The 11,651-nt window shown below is 37.7% G+C and carries 11 protein-coding genes; 6 read left to right on the top strand and 5 right to left on the bottom strand.

The window, feature by feature from the left end; all coding sequences use genetic code 11:
* Positions 1–6: 6 nt before the first annotated feature.
* Together BCR25_RS07050 and BCR25_RS07045 are read right to left on the bottom strand one after the other, a co-directional pair.
* Entirely contained in the window at positions 7–1,365 is a 1,359-nt protein-coding gene (locus BCR25_RS07050; RefSeq protein ID WP_069662916.1) for a tripartite tricarboxylate transporter permease, read from the bottom strand.
* On the bottom strand, positions 1,365–1,592 hold the full coding sequence (locus tag BCR25_RS07045) for a hypothetical protein (protein WP_069662915.1): 228 nt from the start codon (positions 1,590–1,592) through the stop codon (positions 1,365–1,367). The genes BCR25_RS07050 and BCR25_RS07045 overlap by 1 nt, the downstream gene beginning before the upstream one ends.
* Positions 1,593–1,886: 294 nt before the next feature.
* Between BCR25_RS07045 and BCR25_RS07040 the strand changes: the two genes are divergently transcribed.
* Complete coding sequence (locus BCR25_RS07040; RefSeq protein ID WP_069662914.1) at positions 1,887–2,819, top strand: N-acetylmuramoyl-L-alanine amidase; 933 nt, start codon at positions 1,887–1,889, stop codon at positions 2,817–2,819.
* A gap of 42 nt (positions 2,820–2,861) precedes the next feature.
* Here the strand turns inward: BCR25_RS07040 and BCR25_RS07035 are convergent, their stop codons facing one another.
* Both BCR25_RS07035 and BCR25_RS07030 read right to left on the bottom strand, forming a co-directional pair.
* A complete protein-coding gene (locus BCR25_RS07035; RefSeq protein WP_069662913.1) occupies positions 2,862–3,494 on the bottom strand; it encodes a pentapeptide repeat-containing protein in 633 nt (210 codons plus the stop codon).
* 35 nt (positions 3,495–3,529) lie between these two features.
* Positions 3,530–4,594, bottom strand: coding sequence for an FUSC family protein (locus tag BCR25_RS07030; RefSeq protein ID WP_069662912.1), 1,065 nt, complete (start codon positions 4,592–4,594; stop codon positions 3,530–3,532).
* 291 nt (positions 4,595–4,885) lie between these two features.
* On the opposite strand from BCR25_RS07030, the gene BCR25_RS07025 reads away from it, so the two are divergent.
* A complete protein-coding gene (locus tag BCR25_RS07025) occupies positions 4,886–6,559 on the top strand; it encodes a peptide ABC transporter substrate-binding protein (RefSeq protein ID WP_069662911.1) in 1,674 nt (557 codons plus the stop codon).
* Positions 6,560–6,864: 305 nt separating this feature from the next.
* Here BCR25_RS07025 and BCR25_RS07020 read toward each other — a convergent pair whose 3' ends face one another.
* Positions 6,865–7,212 carry a DUF3899 domain-containing protein gene (locus BCR25_RS07020; protein ID WP_069662910.1) on the bottom strand — a complete coding sequence of 116 codons (348 nt, stop codon included), beginning with the start codon at positions 7,210–7,212 and terminating at the stop codon, positions 6,865–6,867.
* Positions 7,213–7,294: 82 nt separating this feature from the next.
* On the opposite strand from BCR25_RS07020, the gene opp1B reads away from it, so the two are divergent.
* The 4 genes from opp1B to BCR25_RS07000 are packed head-to-tail and all read left to right on the top strand — an operon-like array spanning position 7,295 to position 11,314.
* On the top strand, positions 7,295–8,236 hold the full coding sequence (opp1B, locus tag BCR25_RS07015; protein ID WP_069662936.1) for an oligopeptide ABC transporter permease Opp1B: 942 nt from the start codon (positions 7,295–7,297) through the stop codon (positions 8,234–8,236).
* Positions 8,236–9,288, top strand: a complete 1,053-nt coding sequence (opp3C, locus tag BCR25_RS07010; RefSeq protein ID WP_069662909.1) for an oligopeptide ABC transporter permease — start codon at positions 8,236–8,238, stop codon at positions 9,286–9,288. Before opp1B ends, opp3C begins: the two co-directional genes overlap by 1 nt.
* Positions 9,289–9,293: 5 nt before the next feature.
* A complete protein-coding gene (gene opp1D, locus BCR25_RS07005; protein ID WP_139124545.1) occupies positions 9,294–10,358 on the top strand; it encodes an oligopeptide ABC transporter ATP-binding protein Opp1D in 1,065 nt (354 codons plus the stop codon).
* Positions 10,355–11,314, top strand: coding sequence for an ABC transporter ATP-binding protein (locus tag BCR25_RS07000; protein WP_069662908.1), 960 nt, complete (start codon positions 10,355–10,357; stop codon positions 11,312–11,314). Before opp1D ends, BCR25_RS07000 begins: the two co-directional genes overlap by 4 nt.
* Positions 11,315–11,651: the final 337 nt, after the last annotated feature.

Here is an 11,651-nt window from a genome sequence, read left to right as displayed (position 1 = left end):
ATCTTTCTATTTAAATATTAAATGTGTGGTGATCCAAGGTGCTGCATATAAAATCATGAACTGAACACCGTAATTGACGCCCATCTTATTAAGAGTACCACAAACGATCCCAACCAGTAAAACACCGAAAATATTGATTAGGCCAGCATCCATATAAGCTAACAACAAAATAAAGCCGATGAATAAACCAAGAATGGCTTCATGTGGTACCTTTTTCAAAACGAAAGCAGTCATTTGACGTGCATATTTCATTGCCACAAAATAAGTGATAATCGAAGCCAGAACTCCTGCAAACACAATTGCGAACACGAATTCACCTTTGCTTAGTAAATGATGAATATTATGATCAAGTGTAAATACAGGCGGTGCATTGAATAGTGCATTTGCTGGTCCTACAGCAACAGGTGATAAAGGAATCCCTAGAGCAATCAATGGAATGATCACGCCAGAAAGATACGTTGCATGAGATAAGGCACTCATAGAAGTGATTGCCATGCTGGCTTTTTTTACAGGATCTTTTTCTTTATTGGCCATCGCTTCACCAAATAAAATCGTTAAACCAACAGGACTCAAAAAGAATAAGAAATTTGAAAGTAAGGAAACGACAGCGCTTGTACCTGCTTCTTTTTTGGTGATCGTTTGAAGAGGATGACGCAAAGAATGTGTTTCATCGACTTTATTTAATTTGATTTCATTTTTTTCATGTCTAGGCAAAGCTTCGCGGCTTTGCTTATTCAATAAACCTAATAAAGAAACTAAGAGTGGTCCGATCGTGATGCCTAAAAAGAAAGAAACCGTCACATTTTTTTCTTGTGGTACCGCGCCGATGCCCCAATAAAGATAACGCAAGCCTTGGAACAAAAGCCCTAAAGGAATAATGCTGATCAACGCTAATAGTTTATTTTTACCGATTAGTGATAAGAAAATTGCACCAAAAACGAATAGTAAAGGAGCGTATTCTTTTACAGAATCCGAAAAGGGCGCCAAAATATTTGCTAGAAGCAGACTCACTGGAATGGCAATCGCTGTTCCAATGATTGATCCTGTCGCCATTTTTTTGATACTAGTGGCTGCCATTCCCCGCTCTTTTAGATATAAGGCGTGCTCGATCATCGGTGTCGACATCACCCCACCTGGCAAACCGACAAGTGCTGTTGGAATAGCATTCATCAAATTTAATGTAATGATTGCCGAAATAAAAAAGGTTAAAACAACAATCGGCTGTACACCGGCTAAGACAACAGCTAAAGTAACCGGCATTAAAACAGATGTTTCATCTGTTCCGGGGACAAACCCGATAAATGTATATAAAACGATCGCTCCTAAAACCGCTAGAAGCATCTGAAAAAGCAAACCAGCATCCATTAATTTTCTTCCTCCTCAATCACAGTCCGTTTTGGTTTGATCAAAACAGCACTGATAACAAAACCTAAGACAGCTCCTCCTAAACCAAAAAATAATTGTTTGGTCGTATCTGCTGCAGGTGCTAAAAAGAAACTCCCCATAGTTGTCACACTGCAAATAGCAATTGCTATAATCAAATCTTTCAAATCAACGAGGTCTCCCCAGATTTCGATAAGATTCTTTTTCATTGACTTTTCCTCCTTAAAATAGAAGTGAAACAAATCGCCTAATTCGATAGAAATTGGCTAAAACGAATGAGCGCACCCGTTTCTTCATTCTCTTCTTTTCCCTTGTTTTAAAGCAATTGAGAATTATTCTCAACCTACATTAGTTTACCAAAAAAGCTTTTGAAGTAAAATTTTTTAACTTATTTTAAGCAAAAAATTAAGAAGTCTGTAAAATGAAGCTCATTCGTTTAAGGATAGTTTAAGTTTCCAGATTTACTATGTTGTAGAGAACGTAACAAGTAGGAGAGAGAAAAGATGAAAAAAAGCGTAATTTTTAGTCTATTCATAGTCGCTATTTTGCTCGGAGTAGGTCATGTAAAAAGAACAAAACAACTAGCACTGCATGAGGAACCGATAGAAGATCATTCAGTGGAAGCTTTAGCCGTTTCACTTGAAGAAGACGAAAATTCACTTGAAGAACTAGTCAAAGTAGGTGCAGAAGATACATTATTATATAGTAAAGCTTCAGCAGAAAGTGCAAAGATCGCTGAAATCAATCGCGGAGAATTACTGGAACTCATTGCAACGAAGGATCAATGGTATCAAGTGAAAACGAATGATGGAGATGAAGGCTATGTATCAAAAAATGACAGCCAGTTAATTACACGAACCACACAGGTTAGACCAGATTCTTTAGAAGGAACAACGATTGTTTTGAATCCTGGGCATGGAGGAGATGATACTGGTGCAGTCAGTAATGATGGTTGGATCTATGAAAAAGAAGTGACTTTGGAAACAGCGGAAGTAATCAAGGAAGCATTAGAAGAAAAGGGCAGTACAGTGATTTTGACTAGAGATAGTGATGTGACCGAGAATTTAGCTGAAATCTGTACAATCAGCCAAGAAAATGATGCCGATATTTTTATTAGCTTACATTATGATTCTTCTGAAAATATGAATGAAGCAACAGGTACTACAACATATTACTATTATGAAGCTTATGCAGAGCTGGCGGAGACGGTCAACGACGCTTTAATAGAGAATCTGCCTTTGCAAAATCGCGGTATCGAATATGGAAATTTCCAAGTCTTGCGAGAAAATACGCAGCCAGCGTTGTTACTTGAACTTGGATATATGAATTCAGATGACGATCTAGCAATATTTAATACCAGTGAGTATCAGCAAACAGTCGCTGATGCATTGGTTGAAGGGTTAACAGATTATTTTCAAGCATCAGAAAATGCTTAAATAAAAAATGAGGATGTGTCGATTCGACACACCCTCATTTTTTTACTCTATGCTCAAGCCTAAACCTGCGGCAATGATCACAGCTTGTTCTGTGGTAACCTTTAAACCTCGGATCAATTCTTGAGAGAACGCAATTTTTTCAAACGTGCTTTTTCTTAAATCCAGTTCTTTCAGCATTGTATGAAACCAGTTACTGCCAGTCAAAGAGCATTCTTCAAACAAAAGATTATTCCAGACAACTTCCACAAACTCAGTATCATTCAAACTAGACTGATTAAAATGAACGACTTTTTGATTGGTTGCGCTAAACGAAGCATAATCTGCTAAACAATCTTCAAATGTACAATCACGTAAATAACTTTCAGCAAAATTTGTTCCAGTCAATTTGCATTGACGAAAATGAACCTGATGAAAGCTGGCACCGATCCACTCACTATTAGAAAAATCACAATGCTCAAAGATCACATTGCTGCATTCAAAACGCTCCAGACGATTACGGTTCATCGTTAGCTTATTAAAATGGCATTCTCTAAAAACCAAATTTCGAACATCTTGATAGCTAAGGTCTTGCTCTTTCAATGCTAAACCTTCAATGATCGTTTCATCCTCTAATGAGATGAAATCCGTTTGTACTAATTGCGGCAGCACAGGTACTGCGGGTTTCTTTATTTTCATAGACTGAACCTCCACTATTAAAGACTAGAACAAAATCATTCTGTCTCTTTATCTAAATTTTCCTCTAACTGATAGGCGCGATTATAGAATCTTAAGCAAGTTGTTAACACATAGGCACCTAAAAGACCTAAGAGGCTGCCTAAAACGATTCCGATCAAACGATAATTCAGCAAGCTTATCAAATATTGATGACGAGCTAGATTTGCCAGCAGCAATGACATTGGTGTAGTAAAGAAATTAGCGATCGCATAATTTCGTTTGATAAAGAATTCCACTGTCAAAAAGAAAATACAAATCAATACGATCGATTGAAGCGTGGTAAAGGAAATGCTTAATAATAAAGCAGCAATCAATAAGCCTACCATTGTACCAAAGATACGTTGAACATTTCGATGCATGATCGCGCGTAAATTATCTCCCTGCAATACCGCAGCACACGATACAATCATCCAGTAAGCATTTGTTAATTGTAAAGATTGGCTGATGTACGTTGCTAAAAATAAAATTGCCGCATAATGTAAAGCATCTAAAAGGGCACCAGGATCCGTATATAAACGCTCTTGTAAAGAAATCTTCTTTTCGATTGTTTTAGGTTCAACAGCTCCTTCAACAAAATAAAGAATGGATGCTACGACTAAAGAGGTAACAACACCAAGTAAAACATAACTCATCATGATTGGAACACGTTCTATAGGAATCTTTGTTCCAGTCCCCATCGCAGTAACCATGACAATAAAAAAAGCCCCCGGCTTAGCAATCCCATATAATCTAAAAATGATTCTAGCCAAAAAAGCAATCAGCGCTATCGTGATTGGAATCGACCAAGGAATATGTGTACTTAGCATCCCCAGCAAATTTCCCAAAAGCAAGAAACCACCTACAGAACTTAAACGAATCAATAAATTCTTTAAAGGCAGTGTTTGGTAATAAAGAAATGTAAAAATTCCCAAAGATCCAAAGCTGCCGATCAATAAATTGTTTGAAAAGTAGCCGATAAACAAAGGAACGGCCATACAAATACCTGCACCTACTAAGCGAAAAGGCGCCTTTTGTGGTTTATTAAATACCAATAATTCTTTAAAAAAAGATGAACTCTCCATCTAATTCCTCCTATACTCTTAAGACTATTATTTCAACGAACAGGCTGAAAAACAAGTCCTCCTTATTAATCTAACATACTTTTTAATAGGAAAACAATTGCTTTTTGACATTATTTCTAAGATTATTCTTCTAACGTAAATATAATTTGATGATGTCAGCATTAAGATAAAATAAGATTTTTCTTGATTTTTTAATTTAAAAATTGTAAACTATACCTCAGATGCAATAAATAATTATTAAATTCTGATTTTTCAGAAAATACTTTAGGGTTTTTGAGGGAGGAAATAAGAATGAAGTTAAAGAAGTCATTTGCTTTTGGATTCATCACTTTATTTAGTTTATCACTTGCCGCGTGTGGCAACGGTGGAAGTACTGACGATTCAGGAAGTTCAAAAGATGCTAGCGGTACACCAAGCGGAGAGCAAATTTTCCGTGTGAATGAACTACAAGAAATGCCAAGTGCTGACTTATCTGTAGCTACAGATGTTATCAGCTTTACAGCTTTAAACAATGTGTATGAAGGGATCTATCGTTTGAATTTGGATAATAAACCAGAACCAGCTGGTGCGTCTGAAGAAGCAGAAGTAAGTGATGATGGTATTACTTATAAAGTTAAATTAAACGAAAAATCTAAATGGTCAGATGGCCAACCCGTAAAAGCAGAAGACTACGTTTATGGATGGCAACGGACAGTTGATCCAGCAACAGCTTCAGAATATGCTTACTTGTATGAATCTGTAAAAAATGGTGCGGATATCGCTGCAGGTAAAAAAGATAAGGATGAACTAGGAATCAAAGCAGTTGGTGATTACGAGTTAGAAATCACATTGGAAAAAGCAACACCTTACTTTGATTATCTATTAGCATTCCCTTCATTCTTCCCACAAAGAAAAGATGTTGTGGAAAAATATGGCAAAGAATACGCTGCAAACAGCGACAATGCTGTATACAATGGCCCATTTGTTTTAGATGGTTTTGACGGACCAGGTACTGACACTAAATGGTCTTATAAGAAAAACAAAGATTACTGGGATGCAGACACTGTGAAATTGGATGAAGTACAAGTAAACGTTGTTAAAGAAGCACCAACTTCTTATAACTTATTCCAAGACGGACAAGCTGATGATGTTCAATTAACTGGTGAGCTAGCACAGCAAGCTGCCAATGATCCAGCTCTTGTCATCCAAAAAGAAGCATCAACACAATACATGGAATTAAATCAAATCGATGAAGATTCACCATACAGAAACGAAAACCTAAGAAAAGCGATCTCTTATTCAATCGACCGTAAATCATTGGTTGAAAACATCTTAGGTGATGGTTCAGTAGAGCCTAAAGGATTAGTTCCAGCAGATATGTCAAAAGATCCTGATGGAAAAGAAGACTTTACAGCAGCTGCTGCTGATAAGATCGAATACGATAAAGATAAAGCCAAAGAATATTGGGAAAAAGCGAAGAAAGAATTGAAGATCGATTCATTAGAAATGGATATCTTATCTTCTGACGCGGATTCTTCTAAGAAAACAGTTGAATATGTACAAGGGGCAATCCAAGAAGCACTTGATGGTGTGAAAGTAACAGTTAGTCCAGTACCATTCTCTGTTCGTCTAGATCGTTCAAACAAAGGTGACTTTAAAGCCGTTATCGGCGGTTGGGGCGCTGACTATGTAGATCCAAGTAGTTTCTTAGATCTATTCCAAACAGGTGTACCATACAACCGTGGACACTACAGCAATGAAGAATACGATAAATTAGTTAAATCTGCTGCAACAACTAATGCCAATGATCCAGAAAAACGTTGGGATGACATGGTTAACGCAGAGAAAACAATCATGGGCGACATGGGTGTAATTCCGCTTTACCAAAAAGCTGAAGCTCACTTACGTGCTGAAAAAGTCAAAGATGTTGGCTTCCACCCAGCAGGTGCACAATATGATTACAAATGGACATACATCGCAGAATAATTCTGAAAAATGTTCGAAGTAAATTTAGTGAAAACGTGGAGGTAGGCAAAACCTGCCTCCGATTGTAATAAGAAGAGATTCACGAAAAGTGACAAGAAACACTGAGACTTAAGTTAACAGCTGTAGATTGCTCGTGCGAATACTCTTTGCGCGAGCATGGCTGTTCTTTGTCGCTTGTTCTTGAAATTTTCGTGAATCTCCACTTGTTTTAATGAAGTTCAGTCTGTATCAATGCAGAAGCTTGATTTCAAAGCAAAGGAGCTAGCATTGAGGAAATTTATTTTCCTCACTCTTGCTATCTTTGACTATAAAAAGTAAAATAATAAAGAAACAATAGAGACAATCAGTAAGATACCTCCTGTTTCAAGCCAGTAAAGCTGATGAGCTTTACCTATCTCTGAAAACGGGATGAATTCTTTCGGTTCATTTTTCTTTTTAAAGCGAAAGTGCATTTTCATAAAACGTTGGAAATTATCAAAAAAGCCTGAGGACATGACCCAAAGGGCCAAACCGATAATCAAAAAGAATAAAGAAACGATGAAGAAGGTATCTGATATAGAACGGATAGTAACTGTTTGCTTTACAAATAGGTAAGTAATAATACCGATGCTGGAGACCGCTGAAGTAATGAGAGGCCATTTTATTTTATTCATGTGCTCATCCTTATCTAAATTTTCTATCCCTACTTTATCGAAAAAAGCTGATGAAGTCAAAATAATCTCGGAGGTGTCATTCTTGAACAGTTTTGGAAAATATTTTCTTAAACGGGTCTTCTTTATGATCATCACATTGTGGCTGATCGCTACGATTACGTTTTTCTTGATGCAATTATTACCAGGTACTCCTTATACCAACCAAGAAAAACTTAGTCCAGAAACAATTGCTATGTTGAATAAGCAATCTGGTTTAGACAAACCGGTAATCGTTCAATATGGAATCTATTTAAAAAATCTGCTAGTTGGCGATTTTGGTATTTCATTCCAATTTAAAAACCAACCAGTAGCAAAACTTCTAGCAGGTCGTATCGGACCGTCCGTCCAATTAGGTGGACAAGCGATTATTTTCGGTACATTGGTAGGTATCCTTCTTGGGATCATCGCTGCAATGCGCCAAAATACTTGGGTTGATACACTAGCAACACTTATGGCAATCTTAGGACGTTCGATTCCTAACTTCGTCTTTGCCGTACTATTACAATATGTGTTTGCTATGAAATTGAAAGTTTTACCGATTGCAATGTGGAATGGATTTGCTTATACGATTCTTCCAACCATCGCACTTGCTATGAGTCCAATGGCCGATTCCGCCAGGTTTATCCGAACGGAAATGGTTGAAGTTTTACATAGTGATTATGTAGAGTTGGCGCGTGCTAAAGGCTTAAGCCGTTGGCAAGTTGCTGTAAGACACGGACTTAGAAACAGTTTGATTCCTTTGATCACATTATTAGGACCTTTAGCAGTCGGTTTGATGACAGGCTCTTTAGTTGTTGAGAATATTTTCGCTATCCCGGGAATTGGGGAACAGTTTGTAAAATCAATCATGACCAATGATTATCCAACGATCATGGCAGTAACGATCTTGTATTCTGCTTTGTTAGTCTTTGTTATTTTGATCGTCGATTTACTTTACGGATTGATTGATCCAAGAATTCGTGTTTCAGGAGGTGACCGTGGCTAATGCAAACAGTTGATTTAAACAACGTACCTGATAAAATCAAAGAAATCCCTGCTGGTGAATTCCAGCCGTTAGATACATCAACGACAAAGGAACGGGAACGAATTGCAACACCGTCCTTAAGCTTCCTGCAAGATTCTTGGCGTCGTTTGAAAAAGAATAAAGCCGCTGTTGTTTCCTTGATCTTTTTAGGAATCATTATCTTTATTTCAATTATTACAATTTGGGTCTCTCCGCACGATCCAACACAGCAAAATGTTGCTTATATCAATTTACCACCACGTATTCCTATTTTAGACAGCATCAATGGCTTTAATGGAACAGCTACTGTTGCCGGAAAAGTGGTTGATAAATATGCACAGGCAAACGTTCCGGATAATGTAAACTTTTATCTAGGAACAGACGGATTAGGCCGTGATGTATTAAGCCGTTTATTCATGGGAACACGTATCTCATTATTGATTGCCTTTATCGCTGCGTTACTTGATATTACGATCGGTGTGACGTACGGTTTGATTTCAGGGTTACTAGGCGGACGTGTTGATACAGTGATGCAGCGTATTTTGGAAGTTCTTTCTGGAATTCCCAACTTAGTTGTTATGATCTTGATGCTGACAGTTTTCGATCCAGGTATTTTATCAATCGTTTTAGCGATGGTTATTACCAACTGGATTTCAATGGCCAGAATTGTTCGGGCACAAACCTTGAAGTTAAAAGATCAAGAATTCGTGTTAGCAGCTCAAACATTAGGTGAGTCTCGTCTGAAAATCGCCATCAAACATATTTTGCCGAATATTTCCAGCGTGATCATCGTTCAAATGATGTTCAGTATCCCATCGGCTATTTTCTTCGAAGCGTTTCTAAGTTTCATTGGGTTAGGATTAAGACCTCCGACCGCTTCATTGGGAACTTTGTTAAATGAAGGATATAAAACATTCCGTTTCCTTCCATATTTAATGTGGATTCCTGCCGTAACGCTATCAGTCGTAATGATTTGTTTCAACTTACTAGCTGATGGACTACGTGATGCCTTCGATCCTAAGATGAAAGAGTAGAGTGAATGACTATGGAAAAAGTATTAGAAGTAAAAGATCTACAGATTTCTTTTGATACGTTTGCTGGAAAAGTGAATGCTATTCGTGGTGTTAGCTTTGAATTGTTCAAAGGTGAAACACTTGCAATCGTAGGAGAATCTGGTAGTGGTAAGTCTGTAACGACTAGAAGTATTATGCGTCTATTAAGCAGCAATGCGAATATTGACAATGGACAAATCCTTTTTAAAGGTGAAGATATCGTACACAAAACAGAAAAACAAATGCAAACCATTCGTGGAAAAGAAATCGCAATGATTTTCCAAGATCCAATGACTTCATTGGATCCCACGATGCCGATTGGCAAACAAGTTGCTGAATCATTAATCAAGCACAACAAAGTGTCTAAAAAAGAAGGCTTGGAACAAGCATTGGAATTACTAAAATTAGTAGGCATTCCCAATGCTGAAAAACGTTTGAAGAATTATCCGCACCAATTTTCTGGCGGACAACGTCAACGGATCGTTATTGCGATTGCTTTGATTTGTTATCCAGAGGTTCTGATTGCAGATGAACCGACAACCGCTTTAGACGTAACGATTCAAGCTCAAATTTTAGAACTATTAAAAGACTTGCAACAAAAAATCAGCACATCGATCATTTTTATCACGCATGATCTAGGTGTTGTAGCAAACGTTGCTGATCGTGTGGCTGTAATGTACGGCGGCCGTCTTGTAGAAGTTGGGACATCAGAAGAAATTTTCTATAATCCTCAACATCCATATACATGGGGCTTGCTTGGTTCAATGCCGACAATGGAAGGAACGGAAGACAAGCTATATGCTATTCCTGGTTCACCGCCTGATTTGTTGGATCCGCCAAAAGGAGATGCTTTTTATCCGCGTAATGAATTTGCAATGAAAATCGACGCAGAAGAAGCTCCGCCATATTTTGAAGTATCACCAACTCATAAAGCTGCGACATGGTTGTTGGCGCCGCAAGCACCAAAAATCACACCTCCAGCAGAAATTGTTAGACGTTGGGCGATTTACGCTGAACGCCATAAGACAGCAACAGGAGGCGTTAACGAATGAGTGAAAATAGAAAAGTACTTTTAGATGTCAAAGGATTAAAACAATATTTTAACGTTGGTCGTCCAGATGAAGTTCGAGCGGTTGATGATATTAGCTTTCATATTTATGAAGGCGAAACATTTGGTTTAGTAGGAGAATCCGGTAGTGGAAAATCAACGACTGGCCGCAGTGTGATTCGCTTGTATAATCCAACAGATGGCGAAATTATTTTTGATGGAGAAGATATTAGTAAAATTCGTTCTAAATCAGCGATGCAGGAATTCCGCCGCGAAGTTCAAATGATCTTCCAGGATCCTTATGCATCATTGAACCCAAGAATGAAAGTCAATGACATTATTGCTGAAGGAATCGACATCAATCACTTAGCTAGCTCACCTGCTGAACGGGAACAAAAAGTCAATGAACTTTTAAAAGTGGTTGGACTAGATCCGAGTCACGGAACACGTTATCCGCATGAGTTTTCAGGTGGTCAACGTCAACGTATCGGGATTGCTCGAGCACTTGCTGTAGATCCTCGTTTCATTATTTGTGATGAGCCAATCTCAGCTTTGGATGTATCTATTCAAGCACAGGTAGTTAACTTATTGCAGGATCTTCAAAAAGATGCAGGGTTGACATATCTGTTTATCGCTCACGATTTATCTATGGTAAAACATATCAGTGACCGAATCGGTGTGATGCATAGCGGTAGATTATTGGAAATGGGTTCAAGTGATGATGTGTATAACTTCGGTGTACATCCGTATACTGAAAGTTTACTATCAGCGATTCCGTTACCAGATCCAGATTATGAACGTACTCGTAAGCGTATTGTCTATAAACCACAACCAGAAGACAACAAAGAACGTAAGCTAAGAGAAATCACTCCTGAACATTACGTATATTGTTCTGAAGACGAAGTGGATGTTTACCGTAAAAAAATTGAAGAAAAAAAAGCCAGAGCGAATCAAGAATAGTCGTTCGGTAACTGAAAGACTAGCTAAGAAAAAACTTTTCTTAGCTAGGATTTTTTAAAAAGTTGAGATAGAATTAGCTTTTTATAGATTAGCTTCTTGAGGCAACTTTTTCGGTAAGTAGACAAATAACTGTAAAGATAAAGAGCATCTTTTCAGTCATTTCCTAACTTACTCAAAGTTGGTTGGTTCAATCAGCTTTTTATTGAATCTAGCTTCTTGAGCCAGCATCTCGTAAAAAAGATAAAACTAGAATATGGCAAAGAACACCATTTTCTAGTTTTCCTATTTTTAATCGATGCTAAACAGCTCAATCAGCTTTTTATTGGTAGGGTGGTAT

The sequence above is a fragment of the Enterococcus termitis genome, assembly GCF_001730305.1.
Classification (GTDB): domain Bacteria; phylum Bacillota; class Bacilli; order Lactobacillales; family Enterococcaceae; genus Enterococcus_L; species Enterococcus_L termitis.
Note: the sequence above shows the minus strand (reverse complement) of the source record. Positions and strands in the feature narration are given on the sequence as shown.